This is a genomic window from Nocardioides sp. AN3 (assembly GCF_054653495.1).
Map to the genome: position 1 here is coordinate 343,042 of NZ_BAAIGC010000002.1, position 22,210 is coordinate 365,251.

Here is a 22,210-nt window from a genome sequence, read left to right on the forward strand (position 1 = left end):
CGTTCGCGGAGACCGCGGCTCGCTGCGCTCACCTGTGCACCCGCCGCCCGGAACGGGTGCGTGACAGGCTGGGGCAGTGACCCACGATCGCGAACTCGACATCGTCCTGCTCGGCGCCACCGGGTTCACCGGCCGGCTGACCGCGTCCTACCTCGCCGAGCACGCGCCCGGAGGGCTGCGATGGGGGATCGCCGGGAGAAGCGTGGAGCGCCTGCGCGCGGTGCGCGACACCGTCGGGGCGGCGTACGCCGGCTCCACCCGTGGCTCGGACTCCGCCGGCTCCACCCGTGGCTCGGACTCCGCCGAGGTGCCGCTCCTCGTCGCCGACGTCGGCGACCCGACCTCCCTGGCGGCGCTCGCCCAGCGCACGCGGGTCCTCGTGACGACAGTCGGTCCCTACCTCGAGCACGGAGAGTCGGTGGTCCGCGCCTGTGCCGACGCGGGGACCGACTACGTCGACCTCACCGGTGAGCCGGAGTTCGTCGACCGGATGTATCTGGCCCATCACGCGACCGCCGTCCGCACCGGGGCGCGCCTCGTCCACGCCGCCGGGTTCGACTCCGTGCCGCACGACCTCGGCGTCCTGCACCTCGTGCGGGAGCTCGAGCGGTCGGGGCCGATCACCGAGCCGCTGGCCGTGCGTGGGGTCGTCCGTGCGGGGGCGACGCCGTCGGGCGGCACCCTCGCATCGGCGCTGGGTCAGCTCGCTCGGGCCCGCCAGGTCGCCGAGGCGGCCCGAGCGCGACGGGCGGTGGAGCCTCGGACGGGTGGCCGGTCCTCCCGTGCCGTGAAGGGTCGGCCCGGCCGCGACCGCGAGCTGGGCTACTGGCTCCTGCCGCTTCCCACCATCGACCCGTTGATCGTCGCTCGGAGCGGTGCGGCGCTGCCGTCGTACGGTCCGAGGTTCACCTACTCCCACTTCGCGGGCACGCGGACCCTGCGCTACGCGCTCGGTGGCGCCGCAGCGGTCGGTGGCCTCGCCCTGGCGGCGCAGGTCGGTCCGCTCCGCGACGCGCTCGGTCGTCGGCTCCCGCAGGGGGAGGGGCCCTCGGAGCGCCGACGGGCCTCGTCGTGGTTCACGGTCGACCTCGTCGGCGAGACGGGTGGCCGGCGCGTGCACACCCGCGTGTCGGGCGGTGACCCCGGCTACACGGAGACGGCGAAGATGCTGGCCGAGTCGGCACTCTCGCTGGCCTTCGACGACAACCCCACCAGCTCCGGTCAGGTCACCCCCGCCCAGGCGATGGGCGATCGACTCCTCGCCCGCCTCCAGGAGACCGGATTGCGCTTCGAGACGATCTCCGAGACGCATCGCCCCTGACGGCACGGGTACAGGCCCGCCATGAAGATCGGCTACTTCCTCTCGTGCGAGGAGTACGGCCCCCACGAGCTGCTCGAGCAGGCGGCGCTCGCCGAGGAGGCAGGCTTCGAGGGGCTCTGGATCAGCGACCACTACCACCCGTGGAACGACGAGCAGGGCGAGAGCCCGTTCGTCTGGGGCGTCATCGGCGCTCTGTCCCGGGTCACCACGCTTCCGGTCACGACCGCGGTGACCTGCCCCACGATGCGGATGGGCCCTGCCATCACCGCGCAGGCGGCGGCGACCGCCGCCGTCCTGCACGAGGGTCGGTTCCGCCTCGGCGTGGGCAGCGGCGAGGCGCTCAACGAGCACATCAACGGCGACCCGTGGCCCTCGGCCGACGTGCGGCTGGAGATGCTGGAGGAGGCCGTCGAGGTGATGCGGCGGCTGTGGACCGGTGCGGAGGTCAGCCACCGCGGTCGGCACTACACCGTCGAGAACGCTCGGATCTACACGCTCCCCGAGGCGCCGCCGCCGGTCTACGTGTCGGGCTTCGGTCCCAAGGCGACCGAGCTCGCCGGCCGGATCGGCGACGGCTATGTCACGACCACGCCCGACACCGAGCTGCTGAACATGTTCCGTCGCGTCTCCGGCGGCAAGCCGGCGATGGCTGGCTTCAAGGCCGCCTGGGCGCCGACGGAGGACGAGGGCGTCGACCACGCCCACCGGCTGTGGGCGAACGCCGGGCTGCCGGGCGAGCTGGCGCAGATCCTGCCCACGCCGCGCCACTTCGAGCAGGCGTCGACGCTCGTCACCCGGGAGCAGACGCGCGACGCGATCATCGCCGGCCCTGACGTGCAACGGCACGTCGAGTCCTTCCAGCCCTACCTCGAGGCCGGCTTCGAGGAGGTCTACGTCGCCAACATGGGGCCGCACTACGAGGACATGATCAACGCCTTCGGCAAGGAGGTCCTGCCCGCCGTGCGCGGCCAGGCCGCCGACGCCGCACAGAAGGGAGCATCGTCATGACCTGGTGGCTCATCGTCATCGCCGTCGTCGTCGGGGCCGCCTGGGCGGGGTGGTACATCTTCGCCTTCAGCCTCGACCGGCGGCGCAACCGCGACGTGGCGACCGACCGCGAGCGGCTCGACGTCCACCCCCAAGGCCCGACCTCGACGCCCCGGGAGCAGCAGGAGGGGCAGCGCCGCGGCGGCGACGTGTGAGGCGCCCCTGCACACAAGGTGCCCCTAGCAGGAATCGAACCTGCGACGCCCGGTTTAGGAAACCGGCGCTCTATCCTCTGAGCTATAGGGGCGAACCTGCACATCTTGGCACCGGCGCGCGGCTGGGACGAAACCGCGGGGGGAGGCGCGCGTTTGGGGTTCGCCCGAACTGCCGGTCACAATTGATCGATCCACGTACTCTCTCGCCAGGACGCATGAGGGATGCGCCGCGAACGATCCGAGCGATGGTGACCAATGACCGACGTCGAGCAGCCCCCTGCCCACGTCGGTGGCCCGTCTCCCGACGACCGTGACGAGATGGAGGACACGGTCATCCGTCCGCGCGACCCGCGGTTGGCGGAGACCGATGACCCTGTGCGCGACCCGCGGGTGGCGCGACGTGCCTCGTCGCGGGCCGTGCGGGGCGGCGCCCGCCGCGCCAAGACGCGCCGGCGGCACACCGTCCTCAAGGTCGTGCTCACCACGCTGGTCGTGATGGCCATGGTCACCGGCTTGGGGGTGGCCTACCTCTACCGCGACCTCAACGGCAACCTGACGATCGCTCACTACCAGAGCCAGTTCGTCGAGAAGACGCCGAAGAAGGTGCAGTTCACCGGCCCGACCGACCCGGTCAACATCCTGATCATGGGGGAGGACTCGCGCTCCTGCGCGGGCTGTGGCGTCGACAACGAGAAGACCGCGGGACTCTCCGACACCACGATCCTGCTGCACCTCTCCCGCGACCGGAAGCACGCCTACGGCATCAGCATCCCGCGTGACTCCCTCGTCGACCGACCCGAGTGCAAGAAGCCCGACGGCACCATCATCCCGGCCGCGAGCCGGACGATGTGGAACGCGGCGTTCGCCGAGGGCGGCCCAGCGTGCACGATCAGCCAGTTCCAGCACGACACCGGCATCGCCGTCGACTACTCGGTGGTGGTCAACTTCGGCGGCTTCAAGGGCATGGTCGACGCCGTCGGCGGCGTCGACGTGTGTGTCCCGCAGACGTTCCACGACACCTACACCAACACGACCTTCGAGCAGGGCACCCACAAGCTGAGCGGCAAGATGGCCCTCGCCTACGTCCGGGTCCGCCACGGCATCGGCGACGGGTCCGACATCGGCCGGACGCGCCGGCAGCAGGCCTTCATCGCGTCGATGATCAGCAAGGTCATGACCGCCAACACCCTGGCGAACCCGATCAAGGTGGTGAAGTTCCTGCGGGCCGCCACCAAGTCCTTGGAGCTCTCCGAGGTCGCCTCGACAGGCCTCGGCAACATCCAGGATCTGGCCGGGCTGGCGCTGCAGTTCAAGAACATCGGCCTCGACAAGATCAAGTTCATCACCGTGCCGTTCGTCTACGGCAGCGGCACGGAGAGCGGCCGCGTCCTGTGGACCTCCGAAGCGAACAGGATCTGGGACCGGATCAAGAACGACCGCCCCCTCGGCGATGCGCTGACCGCCGACTCGATCAACGTCGACACGGCGCCCGGACGCTCGCCCTCCGGCGGCCCCTCGGCCTCCTCCAAGCCCTCGGCCTCCGCCTCGTCGACGCCGTCTTCCTCGCCGACGGCGAGCCCGTCCGCGGGCGGCCCCTCGTCCTCGACCAACGCCTCGGGTGGGCTCACCGAGGCGCAGAGGAAGGCCCGCGAGCAGGTCGGGCTCTGCTCCTGAGCGTGCCGAGGAGACGTCATGACTGAGACCGAGCCTGAGTGGGAGCGCAAGCGTCGGCTCGCGCGCATCTTCGGCGACGTCCTGCCGGACACGACCCGCGACGAACGGGACGAGCCCGACCCGACGGAGCGCGGGTCGGACGCCTGGCTCAAGGCGCAGGTGCCGCCGCACCACGGCTCCTGACCCGCCGAGCGGTCGGTCCGACCGCTCGAGGCGATCAGATGGCCGGCGGGCGACTAGACCGCGCGCTGGGCGAGCAGGTCGCGGATCTCAGTGAGGAGGGCGACGTCCTCGGGGGTGCCGGGCTCGTCGCTGGCGGGGAAGTAGCGCGCCTTGGCCGCCGTGTAGGGCATGATGATGAAGAAGTAGACGACCGCGGCGATGATCAGGAACGAGATCAGCGCGGTCAGCCAGGCGCCGAGCAGGAGGCCGCCCGGCTTCCAGGACGAGAAGTCCGGGTGGCCGCCCGCCTTGCCGATGAGCCCCATGATCAGGGCGACGGTGGCCGTCACGACGGTCGCGAACGCGGTGCCCATGATGAAGGCGACCGCCAGCTCGACGAGGTTGCCGCGCAGCAGGAAGTTCTTGAATCCGGTCATCGTGGCGTCTCTCCATGCATCGTCCGAGGTGTGGGAGGCCTGCTGGCCCGTGCCGACCTTAGTGATCGAAGGCGAAGGTCAGGAAGGACCGCACCGACGCGTCGGTCACCGAGGCGACCTCGTCCGGCGGCAGGCCCACGACGATCAGACGCCCGCTGAGCCCGGCTGCGCCGGAGGCCGCGGAGTCCTTCTGCGGCGGCACCGCGAGCACGCGGACGCCGTCCGCGACGCGTGTCGCGCCTGAGGCGGACCCGTCCCCGCTCGCCGCCACGGCGTAGAGATCGATCCGGTCACCAGGACCGAGCAGCTCCGCCATGGCGCCGTCGGACAGCCGGATCGGCAGTGCGACGAGGCCGGAGTCGGCCGTGACGAGACCGGGGCCGAGGATCCGAGCGTCGGTGATCGGCTCCCCTCGCCGGACGGGCGCCGCCAGCACGCTCCCGGCGACTGCCCTGCTGGCGCCGTCCGGCACGGCGCCCGGCGGCAGCCGGGCGGTCCTCACGTCAGCGGCCGCCAGGGTGGTGCCCGCCGACAGGTCGCGGGCTGCGACGCTCACCGCCACCGTCGCCGCCCCCGCCGGAGCGAGCGCGTGCAGGCCGGCCGCGACGGCGCCTGCGGTCAGCAGACCCGCGAGCAGGCGTCGATGCGCCAGCAGGCGGCGTCGGACGCGGGCGAGCAGTCGGACGGGGCGAGGAGGGAGCACCACTCGACGCTAAGCCGGATCCGGGCTGGGCGCGCTCGGCTCTCCACAGGCCGCGCCCTCACCCGGACGGCGCGACCGCCTGTCAAGCGGTGATGGTCAGCTGGCGGAGGCCGCGGCCGCGGTCGACGTCGTGGAGCCGCCGCTCGACGACCCGGCCGAGGAGCCTGAGGAGCTCGAGGACCCGGACGAGTCGGAGGACCCCGAAGAGCTGGACGAGGAGTCAGAGCCGGTGGACGAGCTGGCGGCAGCGGCGGGCGACGACCCGCGGCTGTCGGTCCGGTAGAAGCCGGAGCCCTTGAAGACGACGCCGACGGCGTTGTAGACCTTCCGCAGCTTGCCGTCGCACGACGGGCAGACGGTGAGGGCGTCCTCGGTGAAGGTCTGGACCTGCTCAAAGGCGTGGCCACACTCGGTGCAGGCGTACTGATAGGTAGGCACGATCACTCCTGGTCTCGACACGCTCAGCCGACGTCTTGATTTAGCACTCGCCGCCGGCGATTGCCAATCCTAGAACGTCGGGCGAAGGCGAACGATTCCCGACGGGGTCACCGCGCCGGTGACGCGGCGGTCGTGCGGCTCGACCGGGACGTCGAGGCCGACCTCGTCGTCGTAGAGAAGGATCCACACGGGGGTCCTCACGGGCACACGCGCGAGCGCACGGTCGTAGGAGCCGCCGCCCCGGCCGAGCCGCTCGCCCGCGGCGGAGACCGCGAGCCCCGGGACGAGCACCAGGTCGGCGGTCGCGACCGCGTCGACGCCCAGCAGCGGACCGGGCGGCTCGAGCAGCCCACGCCGCGCGGGCACCAGCGGACCGGTGTGCACGGCCCAGTCCAGGTCGTTGTCGGGCTGCAGCATCGGCAGGATCACCCGGGTCCCACGCTCGAGCAGGGCGTCGAGCAGGAGGCCGGTGCCGGGCTCGGTGCCCATCGAGACGTACGCCGCCACCGTCGCGGCCCGGCGTACCTCCTCCGACGCGAGCAGATGTGCCGCGATCTCCTCCGCGGCCGCGCCCACCTCGACAAGGGCGCGCCGACGGCGCGCGGCCAGCAGCTGGTCGCGCGTACCCACCTTGCGCGCCGACATGCCTGCCGGCCCGTGTGATCCAGATTCGGAGAGCGATTGCCGGTCGGCCACCCGGTCAGCCTACGATCGAACCCATGGGTAGCGCAGGGCTCCAGAAGGCGGTCGCCAAGATGCGAGACGCCGGCGTGGACGAGGTCGCGGTCGAGACCTTCGCCCACTACTACCGGCTCCTCGAGCACGGTGAGACGGGCATGATCCCCGAGTCGACGATCGAGCCGGTCGACATGCCGGCTCTGGCCGACGTCTCGGTGTCGGACGAGGACGCGGCCGCGGCGTTGCGGACGACGGCGGTCATCAAGCTCAACGGCGGCCTCGGCACGTCGATGGGGATGGACCGGGCGAAGTCGCTCCTGTGCGTGCGCAAGGGGCTGTCCTTCCTCGACGTGATCGCCCGCCAGATCCTCCACCTGCGGACGACGTACGACGCCCCGCTGCCCCTCATCTTCATGAACTCGTTCCGCACCTCGAGCGACACGCTCGACGCGGTGGCGCGCTACACCGACCTCCCGGTCGACGGCCTCCCGCTGGAGTTCCTGCAGAACAAGGAGCCCAAGCTTCTCGTCAAGGACCTCTCGCCGGTCAGCTGGCCGAAGGACCCCGACCAGGAGTGGTGTCCGCCCGGACACGGCGACCTCTACACCGCGCTGCGGGGCAGCGGCCTCCTCGATCGACTGATCGAGGAGGGCTACGAGCGCGTCTTCGTCTCCAACTCCGACAACCTCGGCGCCGTGCCCGACCCGTTGGTCGCCGGGTGGTTCGCCACCAGCGGCGCGCCGTTCGCGATCGAGGCGGTGCGACGTACGCCGAGCGACCGCAAGGGCGGCCACTTCGCCCGCCGCAAGTCCGACGGCCGGATCATCCTGCGCGAGACGGCCCAGACGCTTCCCGAGGACATCGAGGCGCTGAGCGACCTCAGCCGCCACCGCTTCTGCTCGACGAACAACCTGTGGTTCGACCTGCGTGAGATGAAGCGGACACTCGACCAGCGCGGCGGCATCCTCGGGCTGCCGCTGATCCGCAACCAGAAGCACGTCGACCCGGCGGACAAGGCCTCGCCCGAGGTCATCCAGGTCGAGACCGCGATGGGTGCCGCGATCGAGGTCTTCGAGGGCTCGGCGCTGATCGAGGTGGGGCGCGACCGGTTCGTGCCGGTCAAGACCACCAACGACCTGCTGGTGCTCCGCTCCGACGTCTATGACCTCGCCGACGGCTTCGTGCTGGACCGGACGGTCGAGGAGGTGCCGTTCATCGATCTCGACGACAAGTACTACAAGGTCGTCGCTGAGTTCGAGCGCCGCTTCCCCGACGGCATGCCGTCGCTGCGCAAGGCGACCTCACTCAAGGTGGGGGGCGACTGGACCTTCGGCAAGGGCGTCCAGGTCATCGGCGCCGTCGAGCTCGAGAGCGCCAAAGCGCAGCGGGTCGCACCGGACTCGGTACTGTCATCCGGTGCCTCCCAGTGACCTGATCTCCGTCGACGAGCTCCGCGAGCGGATCCTCGCCGACATCGAGCCGCTGCCGGCCTACCCCCAGCCGTTGATGGACGCCTACGGCCTCGCGAGCGCCGAGGACGTCCGCGCCGAGGTGTCGTTGCCGAGCTTCGACAACTCCTCCCACGACGGCTATGCGGTCCGCTTCGAGGAGGTGGCCGCCGCATCCCCCGAGAGGCCGGTGCACCTGCCGGTCGTCGGCGAGATCGCGGCCGGTCAGGCCGGCCTCCTCGCCCTCTCGCCCGGCACGGCGGCCAAGATCATGACGGGTGCGCCGATGCCGGCGGGCGCCGACACGGTCGTGCCGTATGAGTGGACCGACCGAGGCGTCGCCCGCGTCGTGGTCTCGCAGGCGCCGCGGGAGAAGGGCGAGCACGTCCGGCCGCTCGGCGACGACGTCCGCGCCGGAGATGTCGTCGTCAGCGAGGGCACCGTGCTCGGCCCCCGCCACATCGGGCTGCTCGCCGCCGTCGGGCGGCCCACGGTGGCCGCCCGACCGCGCCCGCGCGTCGTCGTGCTCTCCACCGGGAGCGAGCTGCGCGACCCCGGGCAGCCGCTCGGCCACGACTCGATCTACGACGGGAACTCCTACATGCTGGCCGCCGCCGCGCGACGCGCCGGGGCCATCGCCTACCGGGTCGGCATCGTCCCCGACGAGCCGGCGACGTTCCTCGAGGCGCTCAGCGACCAGCTGGTCCGCGCCGACCTCGTGGTGACGTCCGGTGGCGTGTCGCAGGGCGACTTCGACGTCGTCAAGGAGGCGCTGCGGCCCCAGGGTGTCTGGTTCGGCGGCGTCGCCATGCAGCCCGGCAAGCCGCAGGGCTACGGCCGCGTGGGGGAGGACCGCGTCCCGATCTTCACGCTGCCGGGCAACCCCGTCTCGTCGTACGTCTCCTTCCAGGTCTTCGTGCTGCCCGCTCTGCGCCGGCTCATGGGCATGCGGCCGGAGGTCCGGCCCGTCGTCCCGGCCCGGCTGACCCACGCGGTCACCTCGCGGCCGGGGCTTCGTCAGTTCCTGCGCGGGGAGTACGACGGCCAGAGTGTCAGCCCCGTCGGGGGCCCTGGCTCCCACCTCATCGGTGACCTCGCGAACGCCAACTGCCTCATCGTGATCGATGAGGACACCACCGCCCTCGAGACCGGCTCGAAGGTCGACGTCCTCCTGCTTGACGAGGAGAGCTGATGGACTTCACCCATCTCGACGAGTCCGGCGCCGCGCGGATGGTCGACGTGACCGGCAAGGACGTCACGGCCCGCACCGCCACGGCCACTGGTCGCGTGCTCGTCTCTCCCGAGGTGGTGGCGTTGCTGCGCGGCGAGGGCGTCCCGAAGGGTGACGCGCTGGCGGTCGCCCGCATCGCCGGGATCATGGGGGCGAAGCAGACGCCGTCGCTCGTCCCGCTGTGCCACCCGCTCGCCATCTCCGGCGTCACCGTCGATCTCACCGTCGCCGACGACGCGGTCGAGATCAGCGCGACCGTGCGCACGACGGACCGCACCGGCGTCGAGATGGAGGCGCTCACCTCCGTGACGGTGGCCGCGCTGACCGTGGTCGACATGGTGAAGGCGGTCGACAAGGGAGCCGTGATCACCGACGTGCGCGTCGAGTCCAAGACCGGCGGCAAGTCGGGGGACTGGCACCGATGACGCACCTTCCGGCCGGCGTCGTGGTCGCCTCCAACCGGGCCTCGGCGGGGGTCTACGAGGACACCACCGGGCCGCTGCTCACGGCGTTCCTCGCCGACCTGGGGTTCCTCGTGGGGGAGCCCGCCGTCGTCGGTGACGGCGAGCCGGTGGGGGCAGCGATCCGCGGCTTCGTCGAGGCGGGGGCGCGCGTCGTCCTCACCACGGGCGGGACGGGCCTCACGCCGACCGACCTCACTCCCGAGGTGACGCGTCCGCTGCTCGACCGCGAGATCCCCGGCATCGCCGAGGCGATCCGCGCCGCAGGGGTCGCGAAGGGTGTCCCCACCGCGATGCTGTCGCGGGGCCTGGCCGGTCTCGCGGGCCGGTGCGTCGTCGTGAACCTGCCTGGCTCGCGGGGCGGGGTGAAGGACGCCATCGAGGTCCTGCGTGCGGTGCTGCCCCACGCCGTCGAGCAGTCGGTGGGCAGTGATCACTAGTGACGCGACGTCATGACTGAGGCGTGGCCCGCGACCCTGCGGTCCGGTGAGGTGACGGTCCGGCCGCTGGAGGCGTCCGACGCCGCCGAGTGGCGCGCCGCCCGTCAGCGCAGCGCCGCGTGGCTGCGGCCCTGGGACGCCACCGTGCCGCCGGGCGGCGACGCACGCCCGACGACCTTCCGCTCGTTGGTGCGGCGGCTGCGCAAGGCGGCCCGGCAGGGCAACGCCTACCCGTTCGCGATCGAGGTCGAGGGCCACTTCGTCGGCCAGGTCACCGTCTCCAACATCGTCCGTGGATCGGCGATGTTCGCCTCCATCGGCTACTGGATCGACGTGGCGTATGCCGGCCGCGCCGTCGTGCCCCGCGCCGTCGCGCTGGTGATCGACCACTGCTTCGCGACCGGACTGCACCGCATCGAGGTGGCGATCCGGCCTGAGAACTCCAACTCGCTGCGCGTGGTCGAGAAGCTCGGCATCCCGGAGATCGGCTACGCGCCCCGCTACCTCCACATCGACGGCGCGTGGCGCGACCACCGGCTCTACGGCGTCACGGTCGAGGACGCGCCTCGTGGCGGACTGATCTCGCGGGTGCGCTGACCTGCCGGGGCGGGACGTCCTACGAAGTGGCTGCTCCGGCCACCAGCTCGCATGACGTCCTCGAATCACTTCCGTCACACCAGCAATTTGCGACACACCAGTGGACATCCGACCACGGCTGCGCTAGCGCTTCTAACCTCTCGTACGTGGATCCCAGCGCCCTCATCTTCCTCGGCCTCGCCCTCGCGTGGGCTGCCTACCTCATCCCCAAGGCGCTCGAGCACCACGAAGCCGGTGCGCGCACCCGCTCGGTCGACAAGTTCTCGCACCGCCTGCGCGTCCTCGCGCGCCGCGAGCCCGTCGACCGCCGCAGCACCCGGCTGGTCACCAGCCGCAAGCCCGCGACCCATCGGGAGCCGTTGGACGACGTCGCGCCGGTCGCTGACGATCTGGCTGACGCCGTGTCCGACGTCGCGCCCGATGCGGTGCCCGACGTCGTGCCCGACCTGGAGCAGACCGGCTTCTTCGCCGCCCAGACGTTCGTACGCCGCAGCGCCGCGTCCCGCGCCGCCCGCCGTCGTCGCCGCGTGCTCGGGTCGCTCCTCCTGCTGTTCGCGATGGTCGGTGCGCTCGCCGCGGGCCAGGTCATCAGCTCGTGGTGGGTGGTGCTGCCGGTCACGCTCGTGGTTGGGTGGCTCGTCGCGTGCCGGAAGATGGTGACATGGGAGCGGGCTGCGAATCGCCGGCCGCCCGTCCCCCGGGTGACTGACCGCGTCGAACGGGACGCCACCGGCTCGCACGCGGCGATCAGCGACGACACGGCCGAGGTGCCGGTGGTTCACGCTCAGGTCGCCGAGCCGATCGCGTCGGGCGACGGTTGGGAGCTCGTGCCGGTCACCCTGCCGACGTACGTCTCCAAGCCGGCGGCGCCCCGCCGCGCCGTCAACGCGATCGACCTCGACTCCACCGGCGTCTGGACCTCGGGCCGCACGGCGGCCGACAGTGTCCTCGCGCAGCAGGCGTCCGCAGTTCGCTCCGCACCCGCCGAGGCCGCTCCGGCGCAGCGGCGCGCCAGCGGAGCGTGACCCACCCTGATTTCGTGACCCGCGTCGGGCGATGCTAACGTTTCCGACGCACTCGGGGGTGTGGCGCAGTTGGTAGCGCGTCTCGTTCGCAATGAGAAGGCCAGGGGTTCGAATCCCCTCACCTCCACCGTTGTTGCTGGTCAGAGGCCATGTCCGGAATCCCGAAAGGGAGGAAGGGCATGGCTTCTCGGCATCTACTCGGCAGTTCAGTGCTCTGTCCGAGCTCGTCGGAGTGGGTCTTCGACGGCTCTCGGAGCCGCTCGGCGTCGTTGGTGCACCTGTTCGGCATGGACACCAAAACACACAGAACCAGCACCTACCCCAGAGCAGCCCGTGAGGCGCCACCGAGATGGCGGTCCTCTCACTCTCCGAGCTCGCCTCGCGCCCGCAGGTGAGCGTGCAGACCATCTACGACTTGCGCAGCCAACGACGCGGTCCTCGCGGGTTCCGGGTGGGTCGGGAACTGCGGTCCGGCTGAGCGAGGTCGACGACTGGCTGGACCGGTTCGAAGAGGCGGACGCTCGTCGCCATCCCGAACCCGAGGCGAGCGCAACGTCAGCGATGTCATCACGGTCCCCGACATACGCGACGTCCTCGTCGGCGGCAAAGACCTTCCCAGCCGAGAAGTCCTCCATCTGCTCGGCCGCGACACGGTTGAGCAGATCGCCCTGCCAGCGCTCTTTCGCGGGAAGGAGTTGCCCGTTGTGCTCATCGCGGCAGTCACACATGGCGCGCCACCCGACGACCTCGCTTGCGGGCCTCAGGACGTACGCTGGTCCTTGCTCCTCATGGTCGATGCCGACGACGATCTGGTCATCGGCAATCGCCGCGCCGGTGGTCCCCAGTCCGCGCTGTCCGTCGGCGTACTCCGGCACGACGTAGCACTCGTGGAGCCCGTCCTTGCTCGACCAACTCATGGATCCAGAACCGCGACGGGCCGGGACACGCACACTGCGCTACCGGCCGTTTGGGGACGTCTGTGCGACAGCCGAAAGGTCCCTCGACGTTCGCCGATCAGGTCGGCGTCGATCCGAAGACGGTTGAGCGTTGGATCTCCACCGATCGCGTCCCGCATCGACCGCATCGCCTGAAGGTCGCGGCCCTCCTGGGGCAGGAAGAGACGTATCTGTGGCCGGCGACGATGGACGATCAGCGGCGGCGAGCCAGGCCGAGCTGATCGCCCTCAATCCGAACCGCGGCGCGGTCTCGATGGATACGTGAAACGAGCTGCTCGACGGTGTGACCGACCAGATCGACGGGCTCGCCTACGCGGGGAGCTTCCTGCACGACGCCTTCGCGGACTTCGACGAGAAGGTCGCCGCCAAGGCCCGGCAGGGCGTACGAGTCCGGCTCCTCTTCGGCGATCCGCAGTCCGACGCCGTGGCGCTTCGCGGGAAGGAGGAGGGCATCGGCGAACTCATGGCCGGACGCTGCGCGCTCAACTGGGCGTACGGGAAGCCGTTCCTTGAAACCCCGGGCATCGAGGCCCGGGAGCACCGCTCGACCCTGTACGCCTCGCTCTACCGGTTCGACGACACACTGCTCGCGAACACCCATGTCCTCGGCGCCGCGGCCAGCCACTCGCCGGTGCGGCACTTCCGTAAGGTGGTCGGTGGCCGCCTCTTCGACCACTACCTCGGCGGCTTCGAGCGGCCATGGGAGTCGGCGAAACCTCACGTCACGTGAGTTCACGAGGCAGACCCAATGGGGCGTCACTCGGGGCTAAAGACGCACCTGGACGCACGGGATCTACTCACGAACTCCGCGGGACGTGGACCGTGGGGACGAGCGTGGAGACCTTGAAGGTCAGGGTCGCTCCGCCCGTGCGCGTCCTGGACGGGCCGCGAGCGTGAGGTGGTTGCGGCGTCTCGTTCTCGTTGTCGGCGGCTTCGTACCAGCACAATCGGGCTGCTGCTCCTTTGACCAGGCTTGATCACTGACACCAGCGGTCGGCCTCCCAGCGATTTGCCTGTCTCCGAACCCTAACGCGATGACGGCGCTTGAAGACAACCACGTGATGGAGGACTTCCCGCGCAAGCCGCGTTGCCGCGACTCGGCCAGCGATGATGGTGAAGGGGTCGACTGCGCGAACCTGGCCTTGCGGCAATCACGCCGACGAGTCGGAGAATAGCGATTGAACGACCGTTCATGCCGATGTCCTTGGTCGCGTAGTGCACGGCGTCGACGACCCAAATTGTCGTCATCTGAGGGGTGTTGACGCGACGGAGCGCGTCTCCTAAGGTGTGAACGAACGTTCATAGATGCAGAGATCCGGGAAGAGTTGGGATGGCATTCGTCGAGGAGCAGCTGGCGGCGGGCCCCCGTCGCTTGGGGGTCACGCAACCGCTGGAGATTGGCCAGGACCGCATCGACCGCTTTGCCGAGGCAACCGGCGACGACCAGTGGATTCATGTCGACGGCGAACGTGCGGCGAACGGTCCGTTCGGCACGACGATTGCTCACGGATTCCTGACGCTCTCGCTCACGGCCTCGATGGTCGCCGAAGTGTGGCCGGTGGAGACCGCGCAGATGACGGTGAACTACGGGCTGGACCGGGTTAGGTTCCCGGCGCCGCTGCCCGCTGGCTCCTCGGTCATAGGTTTCGTTGACCTACTTGAGAGTGAGTGCCATCCCCGCGGCGTTCGGTCACGCGTGCGCGTCGAGGTGACTGCTATCGGCTCGGACAAGCCATGCTGCATCGCCGAGCTTGTCGTCCTGCACGAGAACGGCCGCTTCTGATGACCAGTGTCAGCGATCTTCTGCTGGAAAGCGCCGACCGCTTCGGCCCGCGGCCCGCTCTGATATCTGACGGCCAGGTGCATACGTATAGCCAGTTGGCATTCGAGGTTCGTTCGCGATTGCGGGCACTGCGCGCATCGGGGGCCGAACGCGGCACGCGTGTCGCCTTGCTGATGGAGAACGGAGCCCACTTCGTCGCTGCCTATTACGCGGTGCTGGCAACGGGTGCAGCCGTCGTCCCGCTCAACCCGCTCCTGGCCCCACGCGAGCTGGTCCACGCCCTTCGCGACAGCTCTCCGGTCTTGCTGCTGTCCGCTGGATCGCTCGAACTTGTCGCCGCCGAAGTTGCCGAAATCACAGGTCTGCCTCACGTCGCCTGGACGGAGGTGCCGACCGACGACTCTAGCTTGACAGCGACCGGAACGGACCCGTCAGACGAGGCCGTCGTGATCTACACAAGCGGCACGACCGGCACCCCGAAAGGCGCGGTCCTCACGCATTCCAATCTGCTATGGAACGCTTGGATATGCGCGTCCCCGAGGCTGTTCGGTTTCACGCCCGACGACGTCATCCTCGCCGCACTCCCGCTCTTCCACGCCTACGGACAGACGTGCATCATGAATGCAGGCCTGCTCGCCGGAAGCAGCTTGGTCTTGATGACTCGTTTCCGGCCCGACGATGCACTCCAGTTGATGGAGCGCCATGGCGTCAGCGTCTTCGAAGGCGTGCCCACGATGTATGTGGCGCTACTCGAGTCCGCGCGCCGCCAGCCGAACAATAGTCTCCGGCTGCGACTCTGCGCCTCTGGCGGAGCTGCCCTCCCGAAAGCCGTAATGGAGGCATTTGAGGCGGAGTTCGGTACGGAAATCTTCGAGGGATACGGCCTCTCGGAGACCTCACCTATGGCCTGCTTCAATCAACCCGACTTCCCTCGGCAACCCGGAACCGTCGGGCGACCGGTGTGGGGCGTCTCTGTCGAGATCGCCCGGCCGGACGTGACCGACCGCATTGAGCTGCTTCCGCCGGGTGAACGCGGCGAGGTCGTCATCAGCGGACATAACATCTTCGCCGGCTACCTAGGCAACCCTGCGGCCACTGCCGAAGTTCTGGTTGATGGCTGGTTCCGTACCGGCGACATCGGCGTCAAGGATGAGGCCGGTTATCTCTCGATCGTCGACCGCAAGAAGGACCTGATCATCCGGGGTGGCTACAACGTCTACCCCCGAGAGATCGAAGAGGTCCTGGTCACCCATCCCGCGGTGGCAGACGGCGTTGTGGTCGGGCGTCCCGACAGCCTGTATGGCGAGGAGGTGGTAGCCGTTGTCCGGCTGGCAGCAGGCCACGAGACAACCACATCCGAGGAGATCCTTGCCTGGCTTGCACCCCGGATAGCGAAGTACAAGCGCCCGCGGGAACTCCATGTCTGCACCGAGTTCCCAGCCAGCGCGACCGGCAAGATCCTTAAACACATGCTCGTCCACACCCTCTTCGGCGCGAGCCTTGAGGGCTCGATCAAGAAGTAAGAGTGATGACTAAGCAAGCAGAACACGAGGCGTTTCGGAAGGCCGTGCGCTCGTTCATCGAGCGCGATCTCGCTCCCCGCTACGACGAGTTCGTCGCGAACCGTGGGTTCTCCCGTGAGATCTGGCGGATCGCGGGGGAGCAGGGTCTTCTGGGACTCCAGGTCCCAGAAGGTCTCGGCGGTAGTGGCGCGCCGGACTGGAGCTACCAAGCGATCCTTGGCGAGGAGCTCGCCCGGTTCTCCCTGGCTGCCAACTCATGCTTCGCTATCCACGTGGACGTGGTGGCGCCGTACCTAGTCGAACTTGCTCAGGCTGACCAGCAGCGCCGCTGGCTGCCTGGCTTCTGCTCCGGCGACCTGGTCTCTGCGATCGGCATGACCGAGCCTTCTGGCGGCACAGACCTGGCCGACCTTCGCACCTCGGCGCGCCCGACCAGCGATGGTTGGGTCCTCAACGGATCGAAGACTTTCATCACCAATGGCGCATCCGCCGACTTGGCCGTGGTCGCAGCACGCACCGATCCCGACGCCCGGTCGAAGGGCATCTCACTGTTTGTGGTGGAGAAGGACATGCCCGGCTTCACAGTCGGCCGCAAACTCGACAAGATCGGCCAGCCTGAGAGTGATACCGCCGAGCTGTTCTTCGACGACGTGCCTGTGCCGGTGACGCACCTCCTCGGGGAGGAAAACCGCGGGTTCGCCTACATGATGGAGAGGTTGCCGCAGGAGCGAATCAGCGCCGCCGTCGCCAATCTCGCCCATGCGGCGTCCGTCTTCGAAGAGACCGTCACGTACGCCAAGGAGCGCCGGGCGTTCGGCAGGAGCATCGGGTCCTTCCAGTCGATGAAGTTCCGACTTGCCGAGCTAGCCACGACGATCGACGTCACGCAGGCGTACGTCGACCGATGCGTTGCCCTCCACGCCGAGCACCGGTTGTCTGCCGTGGACGCTGCGAAGGCGAAGTGGTGGACGGCTGAGGTCCAGAGCAACGTTCTCGACGGATGCGTCCAGGTGTTTGGCGGCTACGGCTACATGGCTGAGTACCGAGTTGCGCGCGCCTGGCGTGACGCGCGCGTAACCCGGATCTGGGCCGGCACCAACGAGATCATGAAGGAGCTCGTCGGACGATCGCTCGGCCTTTGATCCTCGTCTCGTTAACCGGCCGACCCGGCCACCTCACTAAGGAATCATCCATTGCCTCAGCCTGTCATCGTGGCCGCAGCCCGTACGCCGATCGGCCGTGCTTTCAAAGGCTCGCTCACCGGTCTCCGCGCCGACGACCTTGCCGCGACCGTGATCACCGAGCTTCTCGCGAGAGTCCCTGAGCTCGACCCCGGCGAGGTCGACGACCTGTATCTGGGGGCGTGGGACCACACAGGTGAGCAGGCCGAGAATCTGGCACGACGCGTCGCGGTGCTCACTGGGTATGACACCATCCCTGGCGCGACCGTCAACCGGGCGTGTGCGTCGTCCCTGCAAACAACGCGGATGGCGGCCAATGCCATCCGCAGTGGGGACGGGCATGTGTTCCTCAGCGCGGGGGTAGAGGTTGTCTCTCGGTACCCGGATACTGGAGACAGGTCCGGCCTCGCGGCCGCTCCGAACCCATGCTTCGAAAGCGCCCGAGCCCGTACCGCGTGGCGATCCGAGACCGGTGCGAAGTGGTCCGACCCCCGCGAGACCGAAGAATTGCCCGACATCTACATTGGCATGGGTGAAACGGCCGAGAACGTCGCGTCATTGCGCGGCATCAGCCGTGAGGACCAGGATGCGTTCGCGCTCAGGAGCCAGGAGCGCGCCGCCAGCGCGATCGAGCGCGGCTTTTTCGCGCGCGAGATCACAGCCGTGACCGCCCCGGACGGTACAAGGGTCGATGCGGACGACGGACCGCGCGCGCGAGTCACGCTGGAGGCACTCGCCGGCCTTCGGCCGGTCTTCCGCGAGGACGGCACGGTAACGGCCGGGAACTGCTGCTCGCTCAACGATGGGGCGGCAGCAGTCCTCCTCATGAGCGACCTACGAGCCAAGGAACTCGGACTTACGCCAATGGCTAGGGTCTTGTCGTTCGGCGCGACCGGCCTGTCTCCCGAGATCATGGGGCTTGGCCCGGTCGAGGCGATCCGCAGCGCGCTCGGGAAGGCCGGCCTGAATGTCGGCGACGTCGATCTGTTCGAGATCAACGAAGCCTTCGCCTCCCAGGTCATAGCGTCGGCGCGTGACCTGTCGCTCGACGAGGACCACCTCAACGTCCACGGCGGCGCCATTGCACTCGGGCATCCATTCGGCATGACCGGGGCGCGGATCACGACGACGCTGCTCAACGGACTTCGCGAGACAGACGGAACCATCGGCGTCGAGTCGATGTGCGTCGGCGGTGGCCAGGGCATGGCCATGGTCGTCGAACGGTTGAGCTGAGAACGGAGTCTTCATGTCCAACATCACCTACTCCTTCGAGGGCCGCACGGTCATCATCACTGGAGGCGCCCGTGGGATCGGCTTGGCGCTGGCCACCTTCTTCCATGGAGCCGGCGCGGCGACGTATGTCTTCGATCTCGACACAACTGCGGTCGTTCTGCCCGAAGGAATCCGCGCGCTAGAGGTGGACGTCGCCGACACCCATTCGGTCGAGGACGCGGTCGCCCGGGTCGTTGGCGAGTGCGGCCGGATCGACGTCCTGGTCAACAACGCAGGTCTGCTGCGCGACGCGATGAGCTGGAAGCTCAGCGACGAGGAATGGGAAGGCGTGCTTGACGTCCATGCCGGCGGTACCTTTCGGCTCACCCGCGCCTGTACGCCGCATTTCCGCACGCAGGCCTATGGACGGATCATCAACGTCACGTCGTACTCCGGGCTTCATGGCAACCTCGGACAGGCCAATTACGCCATGGCAAAGGCGGGCATCATCGGCTTCACCAAGACCATCGCGAAGGAGTTGGCCAGCTTCGGCGTCACTGTCAATGCGATCAGTCCCAACGCGGCAACACGGATGATCGAGTCGATCCCCGAGGGGCGCCGCGATGCGATCATGAAGCAGATCCCACTCGAGCGCTTCGCTGACCCGGCGGAGATCGCGATCGCGGTCGGATTCCTCGCCAGCGAAGAGGCCGCCTACGTCACGGGCGTCGTACTGCCTGTCGACGGCGGACTGGCGATGTGAGCACCATGGACCAGTCGCCCTTTTCGAACGTGAGCCTCGCCGACCCCCTATTCGACATCAGCGGGTCCAATGCCTTGGTCACCGGCGCTAGTTCTGGACTTGGGCGGCGGTTCGCCTTGGCCCTGGCGGAGCGCGGGGCGCACGTCACAGCCGTGGCCCGCCGCGAGGCCGCCCTTCAGGAGCTCGCGGCGAAGCATCCAGGGCTGATCCACCCCGTGGCCGGCGACCTCACCTCGGAAGCCGATACATCACGGATCGTGGCTGAGGCGAAGCGGTGGCGCGGGCCGATCGACGTCCTTGTGAACAACGCGGGGATCACCTCTGTCCAGCCCGCTGAGCTTGAGGACACCGAGACCTTCGCGCGCATTATCGACGTCAACCTCATCGCGCTCTATCGCCTATGCCACCAAGTCGGCCGCCAGATGCTCGACAACGATGGTGGCAGCATCATCAACATCTCCTCGATCAACGGGCTCGTCGCCAGCTGGTCCATCCCCGAAGCGGGCTATTGCGCGAGCAAGGGTGCGGTTATGAGCCTCACCCGCGAACTCGCCGCCCAGTGGGCCGATCGCGGAGTCCGCGTGAACTCGATCGCCCCCGGCTACTTCCGCTCCGAGTTGACGGAGGAATTGTTCGATGCGGATGCCGGCGCACGCCGGTTCCGCCGAATGCCGATGCGCCGTGCCGGGGCCCCTCACGAGCTAGACGGAGCGCTGGTCTTCCTGGCGAGCCCCGCCTCGAGTTATGTGACCGGACAGACCCTTGTCGTCGACGGCGGATGGACGATTGTGTGACCGTTCGACGCGCTGGAACTTTGAGCAGGACAGCTCGACAGGGACGGATGATGGCGTCGCGGCCGCGGTCCCTGCTACCGGCGCGCCGGCGGCATGCTTTTGGCCTCAATCCGATGACTTGAGCAGTTCGAGCGTGCCGAACGCGAAAGCCGTTGCGGGCCGGAGAATCGGAGTTCCACAGGCAACGATTCGGCCGAAACGCAAGGCCATCTCTGAGGTGAAAGTCTCTCACACGCTGCGAGGCACCACGGCAGTCTTCATGATCGAAACTCGTTCACCTTCGGTCACGTCCGCCAGGTCGATGCGGTCGCCTCGCGGTTCCTGACCGCGCTGGCTGGGACTGGCAACGCTGCTCGGCACCTCAGCCAGCACCGCCAGCCGCGCGGCAGAGTGGGCGCCATGGACCGCGGGCACACGTTGCTCGACATCGACGACACCATCATCGAGGTCCACGGTCACGTCCTGGGTGCAGGGTTCGGCTACTTCGGGCCCGCGGACTCAACGCACTCCTGGCCACGTTGACAACTGCCACCACCCCGCGCCGGTGATTGTGGCGCGACTACACCTAGCCGGTGGGCGCGGACTTCTCGGCTTCCCTGTAGTCGTGGACGAGATCCCCTGCGGGCAGATCACAGTCATATTCGGTCATCCAGGATGACACCATTTCGACAGGGGAGAAGGCAGTCACTGGATCGGACGCCGTCCCAAGGATGGATACATCGGACGTCCCTACCCACCGGGCGTCCATGCCGTTCGCGGTGCATGGGCGCTTGAGGTTCGATGTGGAGATGAGCTGCGCAATGTCCGGGCGCCCTCTTCCGGTCCGCGATGGGATCAGACGCAACGTCAGGGTAGGGAAGTCGACTGCGGCCAAGGCGTCGGGGGTTCCCTGCTGCTGCGGTCGGAAGCGAACGTCGGCGATGCGATGTCCATTGCGGTCGGCTGTGAAACGCCAGTATTCGCCGGCCTCGGTGAGGGCCATCGTCGCCACCTTCTTGGCAAAGCCCCACAGTTCGCGTCCTGCCGCGACCGCTCCATCGCCGTCGGCGTACATGAGAGGACTGAACATGAATGTTCTATCAAGCGCTGTCGCTCTGACGAAGAACGACAACTCGTGGTAGCTGCCCAGTTCAGTGTCGGGATAGTGGCTCGCGGCGATGATGCCCAGCGGTTGGACCTCCGTCAGGTTGACTGCCGGCGGCAGGTAAGGCGCGATCGCAGCGCCGTCGAACCGCACCAGACTTGTGATCGTCCGCGCCCCGCGAAACGCGTAGGGAGGGGGTCCGTAGAGGGGCGACGGGCCGAACGGCTGCGAGAATGACCAACCGTCGGGACTAGCGACGACCGCGTCGCTGCTGCTCATTATCATCACTCCAAGGTGCCGGGTTTGAGGTCGAGCAACCGCTCGATGAGGATCTGGAACTGTTCTGCCAAGGCCTGCGCATTGAGAGTTCCGCCCGGCTGGTACCAGTTCGCGGACTCGTTGACGACGTTGAGCACCGAGAAGGTGCGCAGAACCGGATCCACATCAGCGTCGTCCCCGGCCGTGAGCTCTATGAGCTCCCGCGCGATGTGGGTGTACTCACGAAGAGCGCCGGTGATGCGTGCGCGATCCTGTCGAGACATGGTGCGCACCAGGAAGTCGCGGTCGAGGAGGCGGTCGTTCGCCTTCGCGATCCTGCGGTTGGTCGCCCGATAAGTCACGTGGCGGCGCAGCATGATGCCGAGGTTCTTCGCCGGCGGTTCGAGGGTGAGCCCTTCGAGGACGCTCCGCATGAAGTCGCTCAGGACATAGTCGACCGCCGCCACCAAGAGATCACCCTTGGAGGAATAGTGGTTGTAGATCGCGCCCGGACCGATGCCGATCGACTGCGCGAGAGCCCTCATCGAGCACGCGTCAAAACCGCGGGTGGAGAACATGTCAACTGCGGCTAGTAGCAGTCGGCCTCTGGTGCCGTGGGGCGGTTCGAATGACTCAGGATTCCGGCAACCCTCGAGGTCGATGCGTGCGAGCAGAAGATCGGTGCGAGCCGGCTTCACCGCGGCATCCTCGGAGCGGTCTTCCATCGGCGCATTCCCGTCTGTCGTGAGTAGAGCGGCGCGAAACTGCGGCACGGTGTACTCCTTGGAGTCATATGAACGTGCGTTCATACCCTATCCGCCTGACTCGCGAACGTCTAC

General features: G+C 68.5%; 24 protein-coding genes, 2 tRNA genes and 1 pseudogene. 20 read left to right on the plus strand and 7 right to left on the minus strand.

The features are described 5' to 3' along the window. Positions 1-76 precede the first annotated feature (76 nt). The 3 genes from ACYQ1K_RS04260 to ACYQ1K_RS04270 are packed head-to-tail and all read left to right on the plus strand — an operon-like array spanning position 77 to position 2,523. Positions 77-1,321: a saccharopine dehydrogenase family protein gene (locus ACYQ1K_RS04260; protein WP_459981566.1), complete on the plus strand. Its 1,245-nt coding sequence runs from the start codon at positions 77-79 to the stop codon at positions 1,319-1,321. Positions 1,322-1,342: 21 nt separating this feature from the next. Beyond that, the gene (locus tag ACYQ1K_RS04265; RefSeq protein ID WP_459981567.1) at positions 1,343-2,329 is read left to right on the plus strand and encodes a TIGR03557 family F420-dependent LLM class oxidoreductase; all 987 of its coding nucleotides are present in this window, start codon (positions 1,343-1,345) and stop codon (positions 2,327-2,329) included. Further along, positions 2,326-2,523, plus strand: coding sequence for a hypothetical protein (locus tag ACYQ1K_RS04270; protein ID WP_459981568.1), 198 nt, complete (start codon positions 2,326-2,328; stop codon positions 2,521-2,523). The genes ACYQ1K_RS04265 and ACYQ1K_RS04270 overlap by 4 nt, the downstream gene beginning before the upstream one ends. 19 nt (positions 2,524-2,542) lie before the next feature. Here ACYQ1K_RS04270 and ACYQ1K_RS04275 read toward each other — a convergent pair. After that, positions 2,543-2,615 (minus strand) — tRNA-Arg (locus tag ACYQ1K_RS04275). Between the two features lie 163 nt (positions 2,616-2,778). Between ACYQ1K_RS04275 and ACYQ1K_RS04280 the strand changes: the two genes are divergently transcribed. Both ACYQ1K_RS04280 and ACYQ1K_RS04285 read left to right on the plus strand, forming a co-directional pair. Continuing rightward, complete coding sequence (locus ACYQ1K_RS04280; RefSeq protein ID WP_459981569.1) at positions 2,779-4,197, plus strand: LCP family protein; 1,419 nt, start codon at positions 2,779-2,781, stop codon at positions 4,195-4,197. Positions 4,198-4,215: 18 nt separating this feature from the next. Next, on the plus strand, positions 4,216-4,380 hold the full coding sequence (locus ACYQ1K_RS04285) for a hypothetical protein (RefSeq protein ID WP_459981570.1): 165 nt from the start codon (positions 4,216-4,218) through the stop codon (positions 4,378-4,380). Between the two features lie 53 nt (positions 4,381-4,433). On the opposite strand, the gene ACYQ1K_RS04290 is transcribed toward ACYQ1K_RS04285, so the two are convergent. The 4 genes from ACYQ1K_RS04290 to ACYQ1K_RS04305 all read right to left on the minus strand — a co-directional run bounded on the left by ACYQ1K_RS04290 (position 4,434) and on the right by ACYQ1K_RS04305 (position 6,633). After that, the gene (locus ACYQ1K_RS04290) at positions 4,434-4,796 is read right to left on the minus strand and encodes an MscL family protein (protein WP_459981571.1); all 363 of its coding nucleotides are present in this window, start codon (positions 4,794-4,796) and stop codon (positions 4,434-4,436) included. Positions 4,797-4,854: 58 nt separating this feature from the next. Continuing rightward, positions 4,855-5,499: an RcpC/CpaB family pilus assembly protein gene (locus tag ACYQ1K_RS04295; protein WP_459981572.1), complete on the minus strand. Its 645-nt coding sequence runs from the start codon at positions 5,497-5,499 to the stop codon at positions 4,855-4,857. A 96-nt stretch (positions 5,500-5,595) separates the two neighbouring features. Further along, complete coding sequence (locus tag ACYQ1K_RS04300) at positions 5,596-5,937, minus strand: FmdB family zinc ribbon protein (RefSeq protein ID WP_459981573.1); 342 nt, start codon at positions 5,935-5,937, stop codon at positions 5,596-5,598. A 69-nt stretch (positions 5,938-6,006) separates the two neighbouring features. After that, complete coding sequence (locus tag ACYQ1K_RS04305; RefSeq protein ID WP_459981574.1) at positions 6,007-6,633, minus strand: 5-formyltetrahydrofolate cyclo-ligase; 627 nt, start codon at positions 6,631-6,633, stop codon at positions 6,007-6,009. A 23-nt stretch (positions 6,634-6,656) separates the two neighbouring features. On the opposite strand from ACYQ1K_RS04305, the gene ACYQ1K_RS04310 reads away from it, so the two are divergent. The 15 genes and pseudogenes from ACYQ1K_RS04310 to ACYQ1K_RS04380 form a co-directional block, all read left to right on the plus strand. Then, complete coding sequence (locus ACYQ1K_RS04310) at positions 6,657-8,045, plus strand: UTP--glucose-1-phosphate uridylyltransferase (protein ID WP_459981575.1); 1,389 nt, start codon at positions 6,657-6,659, stop codon at positions 8,043-8,045. After that, positions 8,032-9,255 carry a molybdotransferase-like divisome protein Glp gene (gene glp, locus ACYQ1K_RS04315; RefSeq protein ID WP_459981576.1) on the plus strand — a complete coding sequence of 408 codons (1,224 nt, stop codon included), beginning with the start codon at positions 8,032-8,034 and terminating at the stop codon, positions 9,253-9,255. Before ACYQ1K_RS04310 ends, glp begins: the two co-directional genes overlap by 14 nt. Then, positions 9,255-9,719 carry a cyclic pyranopterin monophosphate synthase MoaC gene (gene moaC / locus ACYQ1K_RS04320; RefSeq protein ID WP_459981577.1) on the plus strand — a complete coding sequence of 155 codons (465 nt, stop codon included), beginning with the start codon at positions 9,255-9,257 and terminating at the stop codon, positions 9,717-9,719. The genes glp and moaC overlap by 1 nt, the downstream gene beginning before the upstream one ends. Next, positions 9,716-10,195, plus strand: coding sequence for a MogA/MoaB family molybdenum cofactor biosynthesis protein (locus ACYQ1K_RS04325; protein ID WP_459981578.1), 480 nt, complete (start codon positions 9,716-9,718; stop codon positions 10,193-10,195). The genes moaC and ACYQ1K_RS04325 overlap by 4 nt, the downstream gene beginning before the upstream one ends. 12 nt (positions 10,196-10,207) lie before the next feature. Beyond that, on the plus strand, positions 10,208-10,792 hold the full coding sequence (locus tag ACYQ1K_RS04330) for a GNAT family N-acetyltransferase (RefSeq protein WP_459981579.1): 585 nt from the start codon (positions 10,208-10,210) through the stop codon (positions 10,790-10,792). 146 nt (positions 10,793-10,938) lie between these two features. Beyond that, positions 10,939-11,817, plus strand: a complete 879-nt coding sequence (sepX, locus tag ACYQ1K_RS04335) for a divisome protein SepX/GlpR (protein WP_459981580.1) — start codon at positions 10,939-10,941, stop codon at positions 11,815-11,817. Positions 11,818-11,871: 54 nt separating this feature from the next. Next, positions 11,872-11,944: transfer RNA gene (locus tag ACYQ1K_RS04340), tRNA-Ala, on the plus strand. 1,112 nt (positions 11,945-13,056) lie between these two features. After that, positions 13,057-13,503: a hypothetical protein gene (locus tag ACYQ1K_RS04345; protein WP_459981581.1), complete on the plus strand. Its 447-nt coding sequence runs from the start codon at positions 13,057-13,059 to the stop codon at positions 13,501-13,503. Positions 13,504-14,103: 600 nt separating this feature from the next. Further along, positions 14,104-14,556 carry a MaoC family dehydratase gene (locus tag ACYQ1K_RS04350; RefSeq protein ID WP_459981582.1) on the plus strand — a complete coding sequence of 151 codons (453 nt, stop codon included), beginning with the start codon at positions 14,104-14,106 and terminating at the stop codon, positions 14,554-14,556. Next, the gene (locus ACYQ1K_RS04355; RefSeq protein ID WP_459981583.1) at positions 14,556-16,079 is read left to right on the plus strand and encodes a long-chain-fatty-acid--CoA ligase; all 1,524 of its coding nucleotides are present in this window, start codon (positions 14,556-14,558) and stop codon (positions 16,077-16,079) included. The genes ACYQ1K_RS04350 and ACYQ1K_RS04355 overlap by 1 nt, the downstream gene beginning before the upstream one ends. A 5-nt stretch (positions 16,080-16,084) precedes the next feature. After that, complete coding sequence (locus tag ACYQ1K_RS04360) at positions 16,085-17,221, plus strand: acyl-CoA dehydrogenase family protein (protein ID WP_459981584.1); 1,137 nt, start codon at positions 16,085-16,087, stop codon at positions 17,219-17,221. Positions 17,222-17,272: 51 nt separating this feature from the next. Continuing rightward, the gene (locus tag ACYQ1K_RS04365) at positions 17,273-18,493 is read left to right on the plus strand and encodes an acetyl-CoA C-acetyltransferase (RefSeq protein ID WP_459981585.1); all 1,221 of its coding nucleotides are present in this window, start codon (positions 17,273-17,275) and stop codon (positions 18,491-18,493) included. A gap of 13 nt (positions 18,494-18,506) precedes the next feature. Continuing rightward, positions 18,507-19,235 (plus strand): 3-oxoacyl-ACP reductase family protein, encoded by a 729-nt coding sequence (locus tag ACYQ1K_RS04370; RefSeq protein WP_459981586.1) that lies wholly within the window; start codon positions 18,507-18,509, stop codon positions 19,233-19,235. A 5-nt stretch (positions 19,236-19,240) separates the two neighbouring features. Continuing rightward, positions 19,241-20,029: an SDR family NAD(P)-dependent oxidoreductase gene (locus ACYQ1K_RS04375; RefSeq protein WP_459981587.1), complete on the plus strand. Its 789-nt coding sequence runs from the start codon at positions 19,241-19,243 to the stop codon at positions 20,027-20,029. A gap of 270 nt (positions 20,030-20,299) precedes the next feature. Next, positions 20,300-20,592, plus strand: a pseudogene (locus ACYQ1K_RS04380) (IS1380 family transposase); the annotation flags it as partial. 2 nt (positions 20,593-20,594) lie between these two features. On the opposite strand, the gene ACYQ1K_RS04385 reads toward ACYQ1K_RS04380, so the two are convergent. Further along, the gene (locus ACYQ1K_RS04385; RefSeq protein WP_459981588.1) at positions 20,595-21,392 is read right to left on the minus strand and encodes an acetoacetate decarboxylase family protein; all 798 of its coding nucleotides are present in this window, start codon (positions 21,390-21,392) and stop codon (positions 20,595-20,597) included. 5 nt (positions 21,393-21,397) lie between these two features. Beyond that, positions 21,398-22,180, minus strand: coding sequence for a TetR/AcrR family transcriptional regulator (locus ACYQ1K_RS04390; protein ID WP_459981589.1), 783 nt, complete (start codon positions 22,178-22,180; stop codon positions 21,398-21,400). Positions 22,181-22,210 lie beyond the last annotated feature (30 nt).